The 19,644-nt window shown below is 40.2% G+C and carries 21 protein-coding genes; 17 read left to right on the top strand and 4 right to left on the bottom strand.

Annotated features, from left to right (window positions below):
* Nucleotides 1–122: 122 nt before the first annotated feature.
* On the bottom strand, nt 123–344 hold the full coding sequence (locus EO127_RS08315) for a DUF6290 family protein (RefSeq protein WP_127448902.1): 222 nt from the start codon (nt 342–344) through the stop codon (nt 123–125).
* Between the two features lie 159 nt (nt 345–503).
* Between EO127_RS08315 and EO127_RS08310 the strand changes: the two genes are divergently transcribed.
* Nucleotides 504–1,130, top strand: coding sequence for a hypothetical protein (locus EO127_RS08310; RefSeq protein ID WP_127448901.1), 627 nt, complete (start codon nt 504–506; stop codon nt 1,128–1,130).
* 51 nt (nt 1,131–1,181) lie between these two features.
* The gene (locus EO127_RS08305) at nt 1,182–1,565 is read left to right on the top strand and encodes a thioesterase family protein (protein ID WP_127448900.1); all 384 of its coding nucleotides are present in this window, start codon (nt 1,182–1,184) and stop codon (nt 1,563–1,565) included.
* A 352-nt stretch (nt 1,566–1,917) separates the two neighbouring features.
* Here the strand turns inward: EO127_RS08305 and EO127_RS08300 are convergent, their stop codons facing one another.
* Nucleotides 1,918–2,427, bottom strand: a complete 510-nt coding sequence (locus EO127_RS08300) for an ECF transporter S component (protein ID WP_127448899.1) — start codon at nt 2,425–2,427, stop codon at nt 1,918–1,920.
* A gap of 9 nt (nt 2,428–2,436) precedes the next feature.
* The gene (locus EO127_RS08295; protein WP_127448898.1) at nt 2,437–3,279 is read right to left on the bottom strand and encodes a pyridoxamine kinase; all 843 of its coding nucleotides are present in this window, start codon (nt 3,277–3,279) and stop codon (nt 2,437–2,439) included.
* 312 nt (nt 3,280–3,591) lie between these two features.
* On the opposite strand from EO127_RS08295, the gene EO127_RS08290 reads away from it, so the two are divergent.
* The 9 genes from EO127_RS08290 (at nt 3,592) to EO127_RS08250 (ending at nt 11,377) form a co-directional block, all read left to right on the top strand.
* Nucleotides 3,592–5,148 (top strand): ABC-F family ATP-binding cassette domain-containing protein, encoded by a 1,557-nt coding sequence (locus tag EO127_RS08290; protein WP_127448897.1) that lies wholly within the window; start codon nt 3,592–3,594, stop codon nt 5,146–5,148.
* Nucleotides 5,149–5,157: 9 nt separating this feature from the next.
* Nucleotides 5,158–5,724, top strand: a complete 567-nt coding sequence (gene folE / locus EO127_RS08285) for a GTP cyclohydrolase I (RefSeq protein ID WP_127448896.1) — start codon at nt 5,158–5,160, stop codon at nt 5,722–5,724.
* The gene (gene folP / locus EO127_RS08280; RefSeq protein ID WP_127448895.1) at nt 5,717–6,556 is read left to right on the top strand and encodes a dihydropteroate synthase; all 840 of its coding nucleotides are present in this window, start codon (nt 5,717–5,719) and stop codon (nt 6,554–6,556) included. Before folE ends, folP begins: the two co-directional genes overlap by 8 nt.
* The gene (gene folB, locus EO127_RS08275) at nt 6,556–6,918 is read left to right on the top strand and encodes a dihydroneopterin aldolase (RefSeq protein WP_127068278.1); all 363 of its coding nucleotides are present in this window, start codon (nt 6,556–6,558) and stop codon (nt 6,916–6,918) included. The genes folP and folB overlap by 1 nt, the downstream gene beginning before the upstream one ends.
* Nucleotides 6,918–7,397, top strand: coding sequence for a 2-amino-4-hydroxy-6-hydroxymethyldihydropteridine diphosphokinase (folK, locus tag EO127_RS08270; RefSeq protein WP_127448894.1), 480 nt, complete (start codon nt 6,918–6,920; stop codon nt 7,395–7,397). The genes folB and folK overlap by 1 nt, the downstream gene beginning before the upstream one ends.
* 23 nt (nt 7,398–7,420) lie before the next feature.
* A complete protein-coding gene (locus EO127_RS08265; RefSeq protein WP_127068276.1) occupies nt 7,421–8,365 on the top strand; it encodes a phosphodiester glycosidase family protein in 945 nt (314 codons plus the stop codon).
* Between the two features lie 8 nt (nt 8,366–8,373).
* Entirely contained in the window at nt 8,374–9,276 is a 903-nt protein-coding gene (locus EO127_RS08260; protein WP_127068275.1) for a hypothetical protein, read from the top strand.
* Between the two features lie 119 nt (nt 9,277–9,395).
* Nucleotides 9,396–9,716: a hypothetical protein gene (locus tag EO127_RS08255; protein WP_127448893.1), complete on the top strand. Its 321-nt coding sequence runs from the start codon at nt 9,396–9,398 to the stop codon at nt 9,714–9,716.
* 254 nt (nt 9,717–9,970) lie between these two features.
* On the top strand, nt 9,971–11,377 hold the full coding sequence (locus EO127_RS08250; protein ID WP_127068273.1) for a pyruvate carboxylase subunit B: 1,407 nt from the start codon (nt 9,971–9,973) through the stop codon (nt 11,375–11,377).
* A gap of 303 nt (nt 11,378–11,680) precedes the next feature.
* On the opposite strand, the gene EO127_RS08245 is transcribed toward EO127_RS08250, so the two are convergent.
* Nucleotides 11,681–12,928, bottom strand: a complete 1,248-nt coding sequence (locus EO127_RS08245) for an ISL3 family transposase (protein ID WP_127448892.1) — start codon at nt 12,926–12,928, stop codon at nt 11,681–11,683.
* A gap of 382 nt (nt 12,929–13,310) precedes the next feature.
* Between EO127_RS08245 and EO127_RS08240 the strand changes: the two genes are divergently transcribed.
* The 6 genes from EO127_RS08240 (at nt 13,311) to EO127_RS08215 (ending at nt 19,644) form a co-directional block, all read left to right on the top strand.
* Nucleotides 13,311–13,610, top strand: a complete 300-nt coding sequence (locus EO127_RS08240) for a septum formation initiator family protein (protein ID WP_127068272.1) — start codon at nt 13,311–13,313, stop codon at nt 13,608–13,610.
* Between the two features lie 98 nt (nt 13,611–13,708).
* Nucleotides 13,709–14,617: a phosphatase gene (locus tag EO127_RS08235; protein WP_127448891.1), complete on the top strand. Its 909-nt coding sequence runs from the start codon at nt 13,709–13,711 to the stop codon at nt 14,615–14,617.
* Complete coding sequence (tilS, locus tag EO127_RS08230) at nt 14,604–15,902, top strand: tRNA lysidine(34) synthetase TilS (RefSeq protein ID WP_127448890.1); 1,299 nt, start codon at nt 14,604–14,606, stop codon at nt 15,900–15,902. Before EO127_RS08235 ends, tilS begins: the two co-directional genes overlap by 14 nt.
* A gap of 22 nt (nt 15,903–15,924) precedes the next feature.
* Complete coding sequence (gene hpt, locus EO127_RS08225; RefSeq protein ID WP_127448889.1) at nt 15,925–16,461, top strand: hypoxanthine phosphoribosyltransferase; 537 nt, start codon at nt 15,925–15,927, stop codon at nt 16,459–16,461.
* A gap of 75 nt (nt 16,462–16,536) precedes the next feature.
* Nucleotides 16,537–18,444, top strand: a complete 1,908-nt coding sequence (gene ftsH / locus EO127_RS08220) for an ATP-dependent zinc metalloprotease FtsH (RefSeq protein ID WP_256359604.1) — start codon at nt 16,537–16,539, stop codon at nt 18,442–18,444.
* 216 nt (nt 18,445–18,660) lie between these two features.
* Nucleotides 18,661–19,644, top strand: a complete 984-nt coding sequence (locus EO127_RS08215; RefSeq protein ID WP_127448887.1) for a biotin--[acetyl-CoA-carboxylase] ligase — start codon at nt 18,661–18,663, stop codon at nt 19,642–19,644.

The raw sequence follows: 19,644 nt of genomic DNA, 5'->3' as shown, positions 1-19,644 counted from the left end.
TAATAGTTAATACTGAATAACAATAGTTAAAAGGTAACTATGCATACCAAAAAGTGGGTACCAACGTCGAAAGACGTGGTACCCACTTTGCTTTGATACTTTGTATAACTTAACTTGAATAACTACTTAATATCCCATTTCTTAATAGCATCTTCAAATAGTAAAAGCTCCATAGAATCTTTTTCTTCTAAATATTCATTGATGATAGATACATCGTATTCATCTTCTATTTCTTCTAATAGCATTGCTTTTATATATTGAGAGTTCGTCAGCCCTTTATTTTCAATGTGCTGACGAACTAGATTGTATTCACTTTCAGTAAGATGTATAGATATATCAGTCATAAATATCACTCCTTTTCTTATAGTTATTGTAAAATAGAGCGGTGCATTGTCAAGACTATAAAATTCAACAGGATTGAATTTATGTGGCTGAATGTCTATAATGGATTGTAGATGGAACGTATACGTTGATACTTTCATAGAGAGATAGGGAACAAAACTATGGTAGATGAAATTTCAGAAATATTTAAAAAGTTTACTGATGAGGATAATGAGATTGTTCGTAGATTTATAGAGATGGATCCTGATAGTGATGATAGGGAAGTTCATTGTCAATTACTTGCAAAAATTAAAGAGCGCTATGATGAACCTGTTTGTCGAGATTATGTAGAGAATAGTGATACCATTAGGTTGATTTCTTTAGAGAAAGCAATGAAATATTGGGGATTTACTGAATCTTTAAGCGAGCTATTTCCTAATGGTGATAGGGGCTATTCTCGTCGAAAAATTTTAATTACTGATGTATTACTTGAAAAAGTGAAAGAAATGGGAAAGAGTATACAGAAATTTTTTGCTTTTGTAGCCTATGAAAAGTTAAGAAAAATTGGCTCCCCTATGATAATTAATTGGATTTACCAAACTAGTTATGATTTTTATGTTTATCGATATGGTGGTCGATTTATTTTTGATGATGTAGATATGGGATTTTATAGGCGAGAAAGTAATGAAATGAGCTATTATATTATCATTGATTTTGATGAAAATGCAGTACAAAATATCCATACGTGTTTATCTCTGAGAGCGAAATATCAACAAGAAAAAATAGAAAATATCCCTCAAAAGTGCTAGAATGTAAGCAAATGATATTCTGTGGTAAGCATAGATTGGAAAGGAGTTTTTATGGCAATCGAGATTGGACAAGTTGGTATGGCTACGGTGGTAGTGGAAGCTAATAATACAGCGGAGTATATAGGGAGTGGTACGTTACCTGTGTTTGCTACACCTGCGATGGTGGCATTGATGGAAAAAGCAGCCTATACTGGGATTCAAGGTGATTTAGGAGATGGCGAAGGATCCGTTGGCATTCGCATGGAAACTAGCCATGAAGCAGCGAGCCCTTTGGGTGCAACAATTACTGCGATGGCAACGGTAGTCGCCGTTGACGGAAGAAAAGTAACCTTTGAAGTAGTAGCAAAAGAAGATGAAAAAATTATTGGCCGTGGCACACATGAACGTTTTATTATCAATAATGAAAAGTTCATGAGTAAAATTGTCGCTAATTAAGTTATGTAGCCTGTAGCTTTTGTAATTGAATCATATAAAGGGAAGAGCAGTGCATATTCCTTCACAAACGGTATTTCATAATGTTTGCTCAGGAACACGCACTGCTCTTCTTGTAGTAGTATGATTTAGGTAGTAAGAAATGCCACAAGGCTGCTACACATAACGGCACTCCTCAGTGTTTTGATTGTGTGTATTGAATATATAAAAAAGCCTAACGAATGAGGTCTTGCACACCTCAACACGTTAGGCTATTTCAATTCTCTAGTATCTTGAGATGAGCCTAACGCCTTCGATACGTTGTTGGCTCTCTTTTATTATGTCTAGTATACCATACTTTCAACGGTATGCCAAATTATTTGCGAGGGATGCGACGCAAGATCGGGATTAATAGCAAGGCTACTAAGATGCCGATGCCGCTGGTTAGGAAGGAGGCTGGTAGTCTTGTTACGGCAGCCATGTAGCTGTCTAGTACGACCCACCATGCCACGAAGTACCCTGCCGCTGTCCAGATAGCACCTACGATCATGGCAAAGAGTAAACGCAAGGTAGATACGGAACGAACTGGCACAGTTGGTCTCCAACCTACTGTTAACAAGCCTACGATTACGCCGGCTAAGCCTTTGATAACAATGGAGAATACCGTGTATTGGGAATGCCCCATGATGAGGTCAAAGATACCAGAACCGATGGCTCCAGCAAGGCCTGCATAGAACCCGCCGAACACGGATGCCATTGAGAATAGGGCGGCAGAACCAAGGTGCACCATAGCGCCTGTTGGCAACGGCACTTTTATGATCGTAAATACAATGCATAAAGCGGATAATAATCCAATATAGATAATGTCTTTAATGCTTAAGTTCATAGGACCTCCTTATTGTAGATTAGGTATGGAAATTAAACGATCTAATAATAGTTCAAGGGCTAAGCCGTCACGCAAGGAGCCGATTTCTTCGTGTGTGAACTTCACTGCCTCTGTGGTAAATTCACCGGCAATGCGAGATGCTTCTTCTGGAGTGTACCCACGTAATACGAGGGATGTTAGAATTGCTGTGAAAGTATCCCCTGTTCCGTGTGCTTTCACTTGCACTAATGGATTGGATATCCAGGTGATGGTGTCAGTGCTGCCACGATAGACGGCAATGAGAGCGGAGTCCTCCGATGGCAAGCTAGATAAGACCACATACTCGGGTCCTTGGGCATGCAAACGGCGGCACATGTCGTAGATGACCTCTTCTGATTGTGGTGTAGGATCATAAGGCATGTCCAATAGGAAACAAGCCTCTGTGTAGTTCGGCTTGATAATGAAAGCTTTCGTAATGAGCTTACGCATTTCTTTTACCATTTCATCGTTGTAGATGGAATATAGTTTGCCATCATCAGCCATAGCGGGGTCTACCACAACTAATTTATCTTTGCCGAATCGTTCGATGGCATCTTCTACGAGACGAATTTGCTCTGGCGATGCTAAGAAACCACTTTGAATAGCATCGAAGGTGATGTCATTTTTGTTCCAACAGTTGTAGAAGCTTTCAAGGTGATCAGTAATGTCCACCAATTCAAAGTTAGGATATTCTAAATGATTGCAAAGCACCGCTGTTGGTAATGGGATGGGTTGGCATCGTAAGGCACTCACTAAAGGGATGAATACGGTTAACGAGCAACGGCCGACCGAGCTCATATCTTGTATGGATAATATAGTAGGTACATGATTCATAGGACACTCTCCTTTTGTTTGTAATAGATACCTTCACATAACAACGCCACTATAATGCTTGTAATATATGCGTTCCTATTCTTATAGTTATGGATAACATCTTGGGTCTTGTTATCTGGTAAACAAAACCTGTATAGGCGCACTATATGTGAAGAAGGATATTCTAAGAATGCTATTAGTATACACTTTCATAGTGTCATACGTAAATACACAGAAAATATAAAAATAACAGGACAGATATGTAAAAACTAGAAATTATTGTCATGTTAACGTATAATAAAGAGATACATAACAATAGTTTGGAGAATGAGTATGAGTGTTTTAACTGTAACCAATGTAACCCATGGATTTGGGGCAAGACAAATATTAGATGATGCATCCTTCCGTTTGCTAAAAGGCGAACACGTGGGTCTCATCGGCGCCAATGGAGAAGGAAAGTCAACCTTTTTAAATATCATTACGGGCCACTTGATGCCTGATGAAGGTAAAGTGGAATGGTCTAATCAAGTGACGGTAGGCTATTTGGATCAGCATAGTGTCCTAGAAAAAGGAATGACCATTCGTGACGTGTTACGAGGGGCCTTTGATTCTCTCTATGGCATTGAACAACAATTGCAAGATGCTTATTTAGAAATGGGCGATTGTTCTGAGGATAGAATGAATGCGCTCATGGAGCTTACCGGCGAATGGCAAGAAATGTTAGAGCAACGTGGTTTCTATGAAATCGACGCTACCATTGAACGGACAGCGCAAGGCTTAGGCTTAATGGATATTGGTCTTGATCGTGATGTGATGGATTTGAGTGGTGGTCAACGGACGAAGGTATTGCTTACAAAATTGTTGTTAGAGCAACCTACAATTTTGCTATTGGACGAACCGACGAACTATTTGGACGTGGACCATATTAAATGGTTGCAAAACTATTTGCAAAATTATGAAAATGCCTTTATCTTGATTTCTCATGATGTGGAGTTCTTAAATTCCGTGGTGAATGTCATTTACCACATTGAGCAAGCGCAGCTCACAAGATATACTGGCGATTATTACCAATTCTTAGCGGCCTACGAAGTGAAAAAGCAACAAGCTTTGCGTGCTTACGAGCGGCAACAGCAAGAAGTGGCAGATATGAAAGATTTTATTCAGCGCAACAAGGCCCGTGTAGCCACCCGTGGTATGGCGAACTCTAGAGCGAAGCGTTTAGAAAAAATGGAAATCTTAGAGAAACCACAAGAAAAGATAAAACCATCCTTTGGATTTAAAGAGGGACGTACGCCGAGTCGTTTTATCGTGGATGCGAAGGACCTCGTTTTAGGCTATGATGAACCGTTGACACGACCTGTGGAAGTGGTTATCGAACGAGGTAAGAAAATCGCTATACAAGGCGTGAATGGCTTAGGGAAAACGACCTTATTAAAAACATTATTAGGCATGATTCCTGCTCTATCTGGACAGATAGAAAAAGGGGAGTTTTTACAAATTGGCTACTTTGCTCAAGAAGATAGCCGAGATAATTCTAAAACGGCATTGGATTACATTTGGGATGCGTACCCGTCATTGACGAATTCCGAGGTACGTGCAGCCCTCGCTCGTTGTGGTTTGACGAATGAGCATATTACGAGTCAAATGCGCGTCTTGTCTGGTGGAGAAAATGCCAAAGTTCGTCTCTGTAAATTGATGCAAGAATCCTATAATGTACTTGTATTAGATGAACCGACGAACCATTTAGATGTGGATGCGAAGGCAGAATTGGCACGGGCGTTGCAGGCTTTCAAAGGGACTATCGTCCTCGTCTGCCATGAACCGGAATTTTACGAATCTTGGGTGACTGATATTTGGACTATCGAAGATTGGACGACAAAGATTATTTAGGAGATGATTATGAAAGAACAAGCTCTAGACGGTGTGCGCCAATTATTAGAAGGCCTTGGTATCGATCTTGAAGCGCAGGGAATGACAGATACGCCGAAGCGTGTGGCCGCGTTATTTGAAAGCTTGTTTTCTGGACGTGATAGCACGGGTAAAGAGGCGCTCGGCGATGTATACCCGACAGAACATACGGGTCTAGTATCGGTGAATCATATTCCGTTCTATTCCATATGCGAACATCATTTGATGCCCTTCTATGGAAAGGTGCACATTGTGTATCAACCACGGGACGGTAAAGTATTTGGTTTAGGTCGTTTGAAAGCATTGGTAGATGTCTTTGCGAAACGACCGCAATTACAAGAGCGATTCACCCATGATATTGCTACATCTTTAGTGGAAGATGGCGATGTGTTGGGCGCTATGGTGATGGTAGAAGCCACTCATTTATGTATGCTCATGAAAGGCGAAGTATCACAAAAAACGGTGGCGAAAACCATAGTAGCTACAGGTGTGTTAGAGCCTATGGGGGTATTACGAGAGGAAGCGTTGGTGTTATTAGGAGGTAACGATCATGTTTAAGTACCGTAAGTATAATTGGCAAGATGGTAAACAATTAGAACTAAAAGATCGCACATTAATTATGGGGATTTTAAATGGCACTCCTGATTCCTTTTCAGATGGAGGGCGCTACAATACATCTGATACAGCCGTAGCTCATGCAAAACAAATGATTGAGCATGGCGCAGATATTATCGATGTAGGTGTAGAATCCACCCGTCCAGGGCATACACAAATTTCTGTGGCTGACGAAATCGGACGGATGAAAGAAATTTTGCTGCCTGTATTAGAGGTCTCTACGGTGCCTGTATCTGTAGATACATATAGGGCAGAAACGGCTGAGTTTGCCTTATCCCATGGAGCTCATATTTTGAATGATATTTGGGGCTTAAAATATGATAAAGATATGGCGGCAGTAGCGGCGAAATACGATGTGCCTGTGATTATTATGCATAATCAGAATCATACAAATTATGATGATATCATCGACGATATGAAAGCATTCTTTTTCTCCTCCGTAGATTTAGCTTTAAAAGAAGGGGTAAAACCTCAGAATATTTGGCTCGACCCAGGTATTGGTATTGGTTTTGGTAAAGATTATGCCCAAAACGTGGAAGTGATCCAACGTTTAGGAGAAATTACAGTCTATGAATATCCTGTGTTATTAGCGCCGAGTCGTAAGGGGTTTATCGGTACCATATTAAATGAATTACCAGCGGAAGAGCGTGATGAAGGAACGGTAGCGACTTGCATTACAGGTATGATTCAAGGTGTAGATATGGTGCGTGTGCATAATGTGAAAATGCATAAACGGGCTATTACGGTGGCAGATGTACTATTACGAGGTGAGTAATGGACAAAATTAACTTGCGAAATATGGCATTCTATGGATACCATGGCAATTTAGCTAGCGAAAATGAATTAGGTCAACGTTTTTTTGTAGATATTTCCATTGGTGTAGATTTGACGAAACCAGGACAATCTGACAGCATTGAAGATTCTATTAATTATGCAGATGTGTACGAACGAACAAAAGCTATCGTGGAAGGGCCCCCACAACGATTGATTGAACGGGTAGGAACACTTATTGCAGATGATTTGTGGAATACGTATAAGGGAATTGTGGGACTTTCAGTGACGGTGCGTAAACCAGAGGCGCCTATCCCAGGAGTGTTGGACTATGTAGAAGTTGTGATTACACGAGGTCAACTATAATGTATACCTATTATATGGGCATCGGATCTAATCTCGGCGACCGAGAAGGGTATTTGGCCTTCGCAGTAGACCAATTATGTGGTGTACAGGGCGTGGCTAATGTAGAGCACTCTAGTTGGATAGAAACACCGCCATGGGGTCCTGTGGAACAAGGGCCATTTTTAAACGGCATATTGAAAGTTCAATCCAGTCTAGAACCACTGATTATGTTAGAAACCGTATTGCATGTTGAACGGTTGGCAGGTAGACAACGAGATATTCACTGGGGACCTAGAACGTTAGATTTAGACATTGTATGGATAGAAGATGGAGCGGGTCAATGCGTTGAAGTACATACCCCAAATTTAGTGGTCCCGCATCCTTATTTTTGGGAACGACAATTTGTGTTGGAGCCCTTACAAGAGGTGTATCCTACTTTCTCCTATGAAGGAGAATCTATAGGTGCTCGCCTAGAAACATTACGAGTATTAGAATCTTAACAGAAATTAAAGGAGCGTACTATATGGGTTCTTTTTTTAGAAAAGGATGGGTAAAGTTTATCCTTCTCATGTTTATATTTACGGCTATTACATCACCTATCGTGGTGCTATTTGGGCCTTTTGATAACATTAAACGTACCGTAGTGGGCGCTATTTTACGATCTCGTCACCCGCAATATATTACATGGCTCTATACGCCTGAAGAATTGCAAAAAATTGTAGGCACTGTAGGTACAGGTGAAAACCAAGAATTATTTAAATTCGATGTGAAAGAAGATACATCCTTGAATTTGCGTAAAATTGAGTCTAAGCGGTATACAGGGTTTATATTGGAAATTCCAGATCCTCGTCGCATTCAGGTGGCTACAGCGCCGCAGTTGAATGAAAAAGGGGAAACTACTAGTAATATTGCGCGCCTTAACGGAGCAGTAGCTGCTATTAATGGCGGTGGTTTCCACGATCCAAACGGAACGGGTACAGGTCGTTCTCCTTATGGATTTATTTTGCATGATGGAGAATATGTTATCGGTAAAGACGTAGGGCCTGATGAAGAGGTAGATTTTATCGGATTTACAAAATCTGGTAACTTAATTGCTGGTACCTATAACAAACGGGAATTAAAAGAAATGGGTGCCAAAGAAGGCTTAACCTTTGGGCCACCTCTTATCGTGAATGGCAAAAAGATGATTACCGATGGTGATGGTGGTTGGGGCATCGGTCCTAGAACTGCCATTGCCCAAAAGAAAGATGGTACGGTTCTATTCTTAGTCATCGATGGTCGTCAAGCCTATTCTGCTGGGGCTACTTTGCGTGATGTGCAAGATATCCTATTCCAAGAAGGGGCTGTGATAGCAGCCAACTTAGATGGAGGTTCTAGTACAACATTGTATTATAATGGTAAAACTGTGAATAAACCTGCAGATTTGTTAGGGGAACGTATGATTCCTACTGTATTTATCGTAAAATAGGAGAGTCTATGAATACCTTTGGAAAAGTAACCACAGCCTTTTTGCTGGGCTTAGTATTACAAGGTGGGGTCTATTATTATTTAGATCAAGTATACTTAGCGCCTACCACGAACTTTCAGGTCACCAATGGGGAAGAAGTAGATAAAAACTTTCCTGATGTAAAAGAAGGGACTCGCTATTATTCCCATGACCATAAATACATGGCAGTAGTGGAACAGAATCGGGTAGATATTTACACCGCTGGCAAAGAAGCACCAGTAACGCTAGATTTAAAAGAACGAGAAGTATCTTATTTTGAATGGATGTCAGATCGCAATTTAGCCATCGTTGGTTTATTTGGTGGTAAACACAATGATGTGGTCTTAGCCCGCATTGATCCAGAAGCACCAGATCATGAAATTGATACTACCATTAATTCTGTACCGAATGGGGCACGGATTACGGATGTAGCATATTCCGCTGCAACGAATGTGGTGTATATGAAAGTCCGTGTAGGCGATGGGGCATACCGTGTGTATCGTACGGATGCAAACTATGATACCCGTCGTGTGTATATGCAAGCCTCGGATATTGGACGTATTGGTATGTTCTACAATGAAGATCGGTTCTTCTATGACAATGCACGTACTGGCGATGTATTCATGTTCAATGGGACGGAAGGTGGCTGGCGTGCCATCAATCCTCCAGGAAAATTCCGCTTAATTGGTGTGACCCAAGGACAATTGATTTACATTGTAAAAGTAGATGAAAAAAATCGTGCTTTAGAGGCTTATGAAGGAAAATTAGGTGTAGGATTTAATAAAATTTATACCTATGATAACCCAACAGAATTAACGGAAATCACGGTGGATTCTATTTTGAAAGACAAAGAATCTGCTAAAGATAGTACTTCTACCGAGAAAAAGAAGTAAAAAGATAGAAATATTTCGTAACTTTCAGTAACAAAATTCACTATATTTCGTAGATAGCTATAACAATTAGTCATAATAGAAACGAAAATGTGGAAGATTAGGAAAGGAGAAATTAAAAAATGGCAAAATTTAAAATCCAAAAAGGATTAAGTGATGCAGATATGATGAAAGGCTTTGTTGAAACGGAAACGTTTGAGACTGCAGTATTGAAAGATGATGCCAAAGCTGGTAACAAAGCAGTAACAAAAATATCTCATCAAAAAACAGAAGATGATTTCTACCAAGAGTTTTTAACGGAGCGGATAAAAACAGAAATCGGCAAGTTATTGTTAGCAATAAAAATGGATTATTTTAAAGAAGATGTAAAAGATTTCTCCATTCAAGTCAAACGAAATGGAAACAATATCCTGTTAGAAACGGCACCAAAAAAAGTAAAATAAAGATAACAGGTTTACAATAAATATCGAAAAGTATCTAATAAAATCCCTCTATATTAGTATAAAAACATGGAAGTACATCGATAAAATTCATATGACTAAAAAGCATGTGTTTAGGTTGACAAAGAAAGCGTTTAGTAGTCTAATATAGGTATGTACAATGTACATGAGATAACAGTAACTCATGTATTTAATAATTCCCCTTCTATCAGGTGGTAGAGTCTTGATAGGGAGGGTCAATGTGAAGGAGAAGGATTATGAGTGCAAAAAGAGTAAGATTAGTAGAAACAGTTCTTCGTGATGGTCATCAATCTATCTTGGCTACACGTATGCGCATGAAACACATGCTTCCAGCATTACAACAATTGGATGAAATTGGTTATGATGCATTGGAATGTTGGGGTGGTGCTACATTTGATAGCTGTATCCGTTTCTTGGATGAAAACCCATGGGAACGTCTTCGTACATTAAAAGCAAACTTAAAAAACACACCATTGCAAATGTTACTTCGTGGCCAAAACTTATTGGGTTACAAACATTATGCTGATGATGTGGTAGAAGCATTCGTTCGTAAAGCAAAAGAAAACGGTATGGACCGCATCCGTATTTTCGACGCATTGAACGACCCTCGCAACATGCGTGCTGCTATCGAAGCAGGTAATAAAGCTGGCGTTCATGTACAAGGTACTATGGTTTATACAATCAGCCCTGTACACACTAATGAAAGCTTCGTAAAAGTAGCTAAAGAATTGAAAGAAATGGGTATCGATTCCCTTTGTATCAAAGATATGTCCGGCTTGTTAGCTCCATACGATGCAGAATCCTTAGTAAAAGACTTACGTAAAGAGTTTGGCGAAAAATTTGATATTGATTTACACAGCCATTTCACTTGCGGTTTAGCATCTGCTACATACTTAAAAGCAGTAGAAGCTGGTGTTGACATCATCGACACTGCATTGAGCCCATTCGGTCATGCAACTAGCCAACCTGCTACTGAATCTATCGTTGAAATCTTCAAAAACACTCCATACGATACTGGTTTAGATCTTGCTAAAATGCGTGAATTAGCTACATACTTCCGTGGCGTTCGTAAAGAAATCGCTGATGAATTCGGCTTGACTCCAGCTCATGAAGTATTGCCAGAAGTTCGTCACTACCAAATCCCTGGCGGTATGTTGTCCAATACTCAAAACCAATTGAAAGAAATGGGTATGGCTGATAAATTCTTCGACGTAATGGATGAAATGCCTCGTGTTCGTGAAGATCTTGGCTTCCCTCCATTGGTAACTCCAACATCTCAAATCGTTGGTACAATGGCTATGATGAACGTGTTGTTCCAATCCCAAGGATTGCCTCGTTACAACACTACACCAGCTGAAGTAAAAGACTTAGTTCGTGGTAAATACGGTCAACTTCCAGCAGCTGTAAAACCAGAAATCAAAGAATTAATCATTGGTGATGAAACTCCTATCACTCATCGTCCAGCTGATGACGTAGCTCCAGAAATGGAAAAAATGCGTGCTGATCTTGAAGCTAAAGGCTTCACTGGCGTAACAGAAGAAGACGTATTAACATACGCTATGTTCCCAGAAGTAGCACTTCAATACTTCGAAAAACATGCAACACCTGTAACTCAAAAAGTATTGAACTACAAAGGTGAATAGTTAATCCTTACATTCACATATAAAAAGCGACCTCTTTATGGGGTCGCTTTTTATTGTAATTACATAGTGATTATGTAGGGAGTTATGGCTCTTTGACAAAAAATGGCTCTATGTCAATTTTGGGGGACAGCAATTAAGCTGTTCAGTTTCTTTCACATAAGAACTGTATAAAAATATAAATATAAGGAAATACAAAGAAACATAAGTGAGATACAATGGATGTAACTAATTTTAGGTATCACAAAGTAGCCCCACTTATGTTTTTTTGTAGGGAGACTACTATCATATAATATAGTTAACAGTCTATGCAGCGACAGGTACAGGTGTATCAGGCTTGTTGTATATACTAGGCAAGATCATCAGTAATCTAGCTCTAAAACGACCAAAATGACGAACGCCATAGCTATTGCGTTTCAATACCTTAGTTTTGTTGTTACAACCCTCTGTAAAACCGTTAGAGTATGGTAATAGAAAAGCATTAACTACTTCGTCATGCCAACTTGTGAACGAGCGTAAGAGGTTGTTAAATTCATTAAGATTTGCTACTTTCACAAGAGCCAGAAAGTTAGATAATGTATCTTCAATAGCTGTTCGACCCTTTGAAGTAAAGAGGTGCTCGAAATAATGCTTCAATGCATAGGCTTGTCTTAAGTCATCAGACTTTCGTAGAACTTCAAATAAGCGAACACGTTCACCCTCAGAGAGTGTGCGGAATGCCTTACGACATAGTTTGCGAGATCGTTTAATGTAAGATCCTGAGTTCTTTAAACGCTTCTGCTCACGTTTTCTAACATTCTCAAATCCCCAACCTACCAGTCGCACTAGATGAAATCGATCGGCAATAATAGTAGCATGAGGAAACAGTTTTCTCATCTTAGAACGGAAAAACTCCGACATATCCATGACTAGATAACGCACCTTAGAGCGTTCCTGTAAACTAAACTGTGTAAAGTAGCTATATAAAACTACTTCACTTCTTTCAGGCAAAATATCTAATACCCGTTTACCTTTTGGGTCTGTGACGATGACCTGAAACTTTTGCCCACCAGCGTTTCCTCTGAACTCATCAATAGCTAGTGTCGTTGGTAAAGAAACTGGTATCCCAAAGTGAAAGGTCTTGGTAAACATGCGGATGACAGTGGTCGTAGATACATCTAGCTCTTTAGCAATATCTGTATAGGTATGAGTACCTTGTAGCCTGTACATCATCGTGGCTATTACAGCTTTACTCATCTGCAAATACTTACTTATGAAAGGATTTTTTTCATTGAAAGTTTTACCGCAGGAGGTGCAACGATATCTCCGTTGCGTATACTTCCCAACTTTTTTGCAATGACTATATTGTGCACTTACTTCTGTACCTAGTTTAATAGTACGTGTGTAATACCCTTTTACCTCTGTGTGTACAGATCCACATATAGGACATGTATGAGTGGCTCTAGGCAACTTAATATAGTAGATAACAGCCTTACTTTCCTCATCAAATACGACATCATGAATAAAATTTGCTTTAATATTTGTAAAAAGTTCAGTATAATCTAATGTAGGCATATGCTTCAGTCCTTTCTTATTTGTGTGGTTACTTATATTGTAAAGTAAACTGAATGATATGCCTATTTTTTTGCATAAAAAATATACCTTGGGGGGATGGCTTTTGCTGTCTCCCCAAGATATATTATAGAACCCAAAAAATTGGAATTTGTTTAACAACTCATTTTCTCCTATAACACCATTTTGACTTATAATCCAGAGATTACTCTTGTATGAGTAGCAGCAACATGTAGTATGGAGACTTAATTATTGTGAATGAAGTTTACACGGAGCTGTGGAGATATGCTATAATACAACTATATATAAAACTATACAGCATCCTATACAAAAGATATAGGCAAAATAGGTAACATCGAATCAATAGAAATTGGGAGTGAAGACCATGGAAAATGGTAATAGAAGGCCGCGACGTCCTGTTAGGGCAAAAGCAAGTGGTACATGGAAGAAGATACGCTACGCTGTATTCGTCTTGTTTGCAATCGTATTAGTGCAACAAGTGTATACGATTTATAGCTTGCATCAAGAAAAACAACAGTTGGAGCAACAATTACAGGAATTAAAACAAGAAAATGAAAGTTTATCAGAGCAAAAGAAATTGTTAGAAGACGATAAACATATCGAAGGTGTAGCGAGGGAAGAATTGGGCCTAGTGAAACCTGGGGAAGTTCCCTATGTTCGATAAGGGAAAGTGATACATAGGTATCACTTTTTTTGTGTATACTATGGATAGGCTGTAAATATGGATGTAAATCACAAGAGATAGAAAGTTGAGTGATATAAATGGAACAATATACAGTGCAACAAGGTAGTCGGATCGGAATTGTAGATTTAGGGTCCAACTCGTTTCGAGTATTATTGGGTACCTATGATGGAGCGCAGTGGCAAAATGAACCGAAGCAAATATGGACTACACAATTAGGTAAGCGTAGTACTGATGGATTATTAACAAAAGAAGCTATGGAACGTGGCCTACAAGCACTCAAAGAAATCTATGCGGTCTTAGATGATTATGGCGCCACTATCCGTATTGGTCTTGCTACGAGTGCCATTCGGGAATCAGGGAATGGTCAGGACTTCTTGGAACAAGCCAAGGAAGCGTGTCCTATGGAATACCGTGTGCTAAGCGGTGATGAAGAGGCTACTTATGGATTTAAGGGAGCTACGGTTTATGAAAATCCAGACTTTCACTATGCTACGATTGATGTAGGGGGAGGAAGTACGGAAATTGCCTTGGGTAATGCACAACATGTATATTTTACGAAATCCTATCCTGCTGGGGCGGTGCGTATGCAAGAGATGTCCGCAGAGGGGCCGCAACGTGTATGGGAAGAAACGGTACGCATGTGGGATGAATTACCTATCGAAGGCACCTTTGGTGAGTTTATTGGCATTGGCGGTACTGTTACATCGCTAGCAGCTATCGATTTGCAAATGGAAACGTACGATCCAAAACAAATACAGGGGCATCGCATGGACCGTGGTACTATCGAAGCTATGATATTACAACTTCGCTATATGAGCCGTGAGGAACGATTGCAAGTGAAAGGCTTACAACCAGGTCGTGTAGATATCATTGTGCCAGGGGCTGAGATTATTACATCACTGATGGATACGTATCAAATTGGATCTATTGTGATTAGTGAAGCCGATGGCTTAGAAGGGTGGCAATCACAATATGGTGGAAGATAAAGAAAGCTATTATTTTTGGGAAACCTTGGTGGATAGTTTATTAGATGCCTATGAAAGCCAAGGGGACTTTCACACCGTTATTGAAGTGGAAAAAGCGAATGAGACACGAAAACATGTGGAGATGGTGGTGCCTTTACTGACAATGGAGGAACTGGCAGACCAAGTGGACCACAGTCGCAATGTGTTGAATACATTCTATGGAGAGGATTGTATTAATCAGTACCATACCTATCGGCACCGCATGTTTCACTGTACTAGGCCGATGAATCGTAGCCAAGAAAAAACGTTGTATGGAGATATGTGGGCTACTCTGTTGCGGCTGCGACAAGCTGTTAAGGAATCCATGGGCGATGTGATGACAAAGGATACACCTGTATTACTAGCTTGTTCCGGTGGGGTAGATTCCATTGCTTTGTTGCATTATCTGTACGTAGAAGGTTTCACCAATGTAGGTGTATTTACCATGGACCATGGTCTAAGACCAGAAGCATCGGAAGAAGTTACCTTGGTAGAATGGTATGCTCTACAATTTGGGATGCCGTGCTATACGGTGAAAGAAGATGTCATGGAAAAGGCCAAAGAAGCAGGAGTGTCCTTTGAGATGATGGGACGTCAACTGCGGTATGAACATATGCGAGATATTGCAGAAGATAAGGGGTATGAATATATTGTGACTGCCCACCACTTAGACGATCAAGGGGAAACCATTTTAGCGCATGTATTACGTGGATCTGGGCTAGAGGGATTGCAAGGTATGAAGGCCATAACGGAAGATGTGTGGCGACCTTGCTTAACAGTGTCCAAGCAGGTATTACAAGACTATGCAAAGTGGCTACATTGTTTTCATGGAGAAGATGCATCAAATCTAGATACGACCTATGATAGAAACTGGATTCGCCAAGTGTTACTACCTACTTGTGCAGAGCGGTATCCGCAAACGGTACAGGCTCTGTGCCGCTTAGGAGCGTTGGCACAATGTGATGTCTCCTATTTCGAGCAAGCGGTGACACGGTTAGAAACGGACTATGTCAGTCATACTGGTGATAGCATAGTGTTGGATAAACGAGGTTTGATGGGCGAGCATGATGCTTTAGTGAGTCGGTTGTGGAAACGAATATTAAGTCCCTATGTACGACCAGAACAGTTGAGTCAAACGGTGATGGATAGCTTGCTTTCACTGGTAAAAGGGCCAAAAGGAAAAGAATTTAGGTTTCGTCAGGTGCAAGTTTTGACGTCATATGATACAATTAAGATTGTTCTATGTACTGACATAGAAAAGAAATAGACCTAACTAATAAGGAGTTACTATGATACCAGAAGTGAAAGAATTATTACTTTCAGAAGAACAAATTCAAAAACGAGTGGCAGAATTAGGCCGTCAAATTACAGAAGATTATAAAGGTAAAGAAATTGTCCTTGTAGGCGTATTAAAAGGGGCCATTGTATTCTTTACAGATTTAGCACGTCATATTGAAGGCGATGTAAAAATGGATTTTATTTCTTGCTCTAGCTATGGTAGTAGCACGGTGAGCAGTGGCGTTGTGCGCATTCTAAAGGATTTAGACCGTCCTGTAGAAGGAAAACACGTCATTGTAGTAGAAGATATTGTAGATACAGGTACTACTTTGTCTTATTTACTAGAAAACTTACAATCTCGTAAGGCAGCAAGCGTTCGTCTTTGTTCCTTATTGAATAAACCAGATCGTCGTAAAGTAGATGTCCATGTAGACTATGAAGGATTTGTTATCCCTGATGAGTTTGTGATTGGTTATGGTTTAGATTACGATGAAAAATATCGTCAATTGCCTTATATAGGCATTTTGAAAGAAGAAGTCTATCAATAATCGTTGATATATTCGACAAAATTTGATATGATAAATAAGTATCAATTTAGATTATAGATGAGAAAGGAGAAAAATTTGAAGCGAGGCTTAAAAAATGTACTCCTCTATTTGTTGATAATTGTGGCCGCAGTGGCAGCAATTAACTCTTTTTCTGAAGGTACTAAAAATAAATCAGAAATTACATATACATCGTTCCTACAAGAGGTACAACGAAAAAATGTAGAGAGTGTCACAATTACAGGGGATCATTCGATTACAGGTAAATTAAAATCCGGTACAGAATTTGCAACCTATGCACCGAGTGATGCAGGTATTTTTGCAAAATTGTCCGAAGGTGGTGTAGATGTGACGGCGCAACCTCCTGAGCAACCTGCTTGGTGGGTTAGTTTATTAACATCTGCCTTACCAATTGTATTGATTATTGGATTCTGGTTCTTTATGATGCAATCTACGCAAGGTGGATCTGGTCGTGTCATGAACTTTGGTAAATCCCGTGCTAAAATGCAAGGAGAAGGCAAAGTAAATGTGACCTTTAAGGATGTGGCTGGCGCAGATGAGGCGAAACAAGAATTAGAAGAAGTCGTTGAATTCTTGCGTAATCCTGGCAAATTCAATGCGATTGGCGCTAAAATTCCGAAAGGGGTCTTATTATTTGGCCCTCCAGGTACAGGTAAAACATTATTAGCTCGTGCGGTAGCAGGGGAAGCAGGAGTTCCATTTTTTACAATCAGTGGTTCCGACTTTGTAGAAATGTTCGTCGGTGTCGGTGCTTCTCGTGTGCGTGACTTATTTAGTCAAGCTAAGAAAAATGCACCATGCATTATTTTCATCGATGAAATTGATGCGGTAGGTCGTCAACGTGGTGCCGGTCTAGGTGGCGGTCATGATGAACGTGAACAAACATTGAACCAATTATTGGTAGAAATGGATGGGTTCGGTGCTAACGAAGGCATTATTACCATTGCTGCTACGAACCGCCCAGATATTTTAGACCCAGCATTATTGCGCCCAGGTCGTTTTGACCGTCAAGTGACAGTAGGTCGTCCAGATCTTCGTGGTCGTGAAGCGATTTTACAAGTTCATGCTCGTAATAAACCGCTGGATCCAGATGTAGATTTAAAAACCATTGCAAAAAAAGTGCCTGGCTTTACTGGTGCTGATTTGAGCAATTTATTAAATGAAGCAGCTTTATTGGCAGCTCGTCAAGATCGTAAAACGATTTCCATGCATGACTTAGAAGAGGCTAGTGAGAAAGTAAGCTACGGACCTGAGCGTAGAAGTCATGTGGTAAGTGAAAAAGAACGTGAATTGACAGCCTACCATGAATCTGGTCATGCCATAGTGGCTCACTTATGGCCGAATGCAGATCCAGTGCATAAGGTAACAATCATTCCTCGTGGTAGCGCAGGTGGTTACACTATGATGCTTCCACAAGAAGAGAAAAACTATATGACTCGTTCCCAATTGTTGGCGCAAATTCGCGTGGCTTTGGGTGGCCGCTGTGCAGAGGCTATAGTGCTGAAAGAAATCAGTAGCGGCGCCTCTGGGGATTTGCAAATGGTGACGAACATTGCTCGTGAAATGATTACTCGTTTAGGTATGAGCGATGAGTTAGGACCATTGGTATTTGGTGAACACCAAGAGCAAGTCTTCTTAGGTAAAAGCTTAGGCTCTGAACGCAATTATGGCGAAGCAGTGGCTGAAAAAATTGACAACGAAATGCATCGTATCGTAGCAGAAGCATACGGAGATGTGATGAACTTGTTAACAGAAAATATTGATTTCTTGCATAATATGGCAAAAGCTTTATTGGAAGAAGAAACCATTGATGCTAAGCAAGTGGAAAACTTGTATCGCTATGGCACTTTACTAAGTCCAGAAGAGGTACAAGAAAAAGTAGAAGAGGAAGAAAAAGGCAAGAAAACTCCTCTAGAAGCAGCTGGTATCGTGATGCCAGAAAAAATTGATACATCAAAAGAATAATCTAAGATGCTATAGCCAAGGTATCTTCCCTACGGGGAAGGTACCTTTTGTGCATGTTAGGAGGAATTCAATAGTGTGTGTATAGTGAATCTTGTTTAGTTGTACCAAATTCGCATAGCTATGAACAGTGAATTACTTAGAAAAGACTTGCTTTTTATGTGGTACCTCTGTACAATCGTATTGTAAACCTCGCTACAGGTAAGGAGGCGACAAGCCGTGAGAGATGAAATACTAGACTTTTTAAAAGAAAACAGAGATCAATTTGTATCAGGACAAGCTATGTCAGAGGCTTGCCATGTGTCGCGCACAGCGATTTGGAAGCATATAGAAGTGCTACGCAAGCGTGGCTATGTCATCGAATCCTTCACAAAGAAGGGATATCGATTGCTAGAGGAGCCAAATTTGATTAGCCCTGAAGAGATGGAAGGGGTACTGCAAACACAATCCTTTGGACGCTATTATGTGTACGAAGAACGATTAGAATCTACGAATAGCATTGCTAAGGCCTTAGCCATGGATGGAGTTCCAGAGGGAACTGTGGTGTGTGCAGAAGAACAATCTTCCGGTCGTGGTCGCTTATCTAGAGGTTGGTATTCACCATATGGAAAAGGGCTTTGGTTTAGCTTAATTCTTAGACCCAAATTTTTGCCTATGGAAGCCTCAAAATGTACTTTGATGGCAGGTGTTGCCTTGGTAAAAGCATTCCGTGAGTTGGGACTTTCAGAGGCGGGCATTAAATGGCCTAACGATATATTGGTAGGAGCTCGTAAAATGGTGGGCATTCTAACAGAAATGAATGGCACCATGGAAGAGATTAACTATATTGTGTTAGGGATTGGGATCAACACACATACGACCATTGAGGAAGTTAGTGAGGAGTTGAAGGATAAGGTTATGTCCTTTGCCATAGCAGGTATAGAGGTGGATCGTAAAGAAGCCTTTGCTGTGATTTTAAAAGCTTTAGAAGAGCAGTATGAAAAGGTATGTAATGAAGGTTTTGATTCTACTTTAGAAGAATGGAAACAGTATAGCGTAACTTTATATAAAGAGGTGTTGGTAAAAGCGCCAGACAAAGATTATATAGGGTACGCTAAAGATTTAGATAGAGATGGAAATCTAATCGTTCAATTAGAGGATGGACGTGAGGAACGTATCATAGCAGGGGATGTGTCTATACGCTCCACTGGAGGAGGATATTAA

The sequence above is a fragment of the Veillonella sp. 3310 genome (genome assembly GCF_003999875.1).
In the GTDB taxonomy this organism is placed as follows: Bacteria; Bacillota; Negativicutes; order Veillonellales; family Veillonellaceae; genus F0422.
This window is presented reverse-complemented; position numbering and strand designations above follow the sequence as displayed.

What these genes read in the sequence shown, in the direction of transcription:
- EO127_RS08315 (WP_127448902.1), bottom strand. Translation starts at nt 344, where the DNA reads ATGACTGATATATCTATACATCTTACTGAAAGTGAATACAATCTAGTT.
- EO127_RS08310 (WP_127448901.1), top strand. Translation starts at nt 504, where the DNA reads ATGGTAGATGAAATTTCAGAAATATTTAAAAAGTTTACTGATGAGGAT.
- EO127_RS08305 (WP_127448900.1), top strand. Translation starts at nt 1,182, where the DNA reads ATGGCAATCGAGATTGGACAAGTTGGTATGGCTACGGTGGTAGTGGAA.
- EO127_RS08300 (WP_127448899.1), bottom strand. Translation starts at nt 2,427, where the DNA reads ATGAACTTAAGCATTAAAGACATTATCTATATTGGATTATTATCCGCT.
- EO127_RS08295 (WP_127448898.1), bottom strand. Translation starts at nt 3,279, where the DNA reads ATGAATCATGTACCTACTATATTATCCATACAAGATATGAGCTCGGTC.
- EO127_RS08290 (WP_127448897.1), top strand. Translation starts at nt 3,592, where the DNA reads ATGAGTGTTTTAACTGTAACCAATGTAACCCATGGATTTGGGGCAAGA.
- folE (WP_127448896.1), top strand. Translation starts at nt 5,158, where the DNA reads ATGAAAGAACAAGCTCTAGACGGTGTGCGCCAATTATTAGAAGGCCTT.
- folP (WP_127448895.1), top strand. Translation starts at nt 5,717, where the DNA reads ATGTTTAAGTACCGTAAGTATAATTGGCAAGATGGTAAACAATTAGAA.
- folB (WP_127068278.1), top strand. Translation starts at nt 6,556, where the DNA reads ATGGACAAAATTAACTTGCGAAATATGGCATTCTATGGATACCATGGC.
- folK (WP_127448894.1), top strand. Translation starts at nt 6,918, where the DNA reads ATGTATACCTATTATATGGGCATCGGATCTAATCTCGGCGACCGAGAA.
- EO127_RS08265 (WP_127068276.1), top strand. Translation starts at nt 7,421, where the DNA reads ATGGGTTCTTTTTTTAGAAAAGGATGGGTAAAGTTTATCCTTCTCATG.
- EO127_RS08260 (WP_127068275.1), top strand. Translation starts at nt 8,374, where the DNA reads ATGAATACCTTTGGAAAAGTAACCACAGCCTTTTTGCTGGGCTTAGTA.
- EO127_RS08255 (WP_127448893.1), top strand. Translation starts at nt 9,396, where the DNA reads ATGGCAAAATTTAAAATCCAAAAAGGATTAAGTGATGCAGATATGATG.
- EO127_RS08250 (WP_127068273.1), top strand. Translation starts at nt 9,971, where the DNA reads ATGAGTGCAAAAAGAGTAAGATTAGTAGAAACAGTTCTTCGTGATGGT.
- EO127_RS08245 (WP_127448892.1), bottom strand. Translation starts at nt 12,928, where the DNA reads ATGCCTACATTAGATTATACTGAACTTTTTACAAATATTAAAGCAAAT.
- EO127_RS08240 (WP_127068272.1), top strand. Translation starts at nt 13,311, where the DNA reads ATGGAAAATGGTAATAGAAGGCCGCGACGTCCTGTTAGGGCAAAAGCA.
- EO127_RS08235 (WP_127448891.1), top strand. Translation starts at nt 13,709, where the DNA reads ATGGAACAATATACAGTGCAACAAGGTAGTCGGATCGGAATTGTAGAT.
- tilS (WP_127448890.1), top strand. Translation starts at nt 14,604, where the DNA reads ATGGTGGAAGATAAAGAAAGCTATTATTTTTGGGAAACCTTGGTGGAT.
- hpt (WP_127448889.1), top strand. Translation starts at nt 15,925, where the DNA reads ATGATACCAGAAGTGAAAGAATTATTACTTTCAGAAGAACAAATTCAA.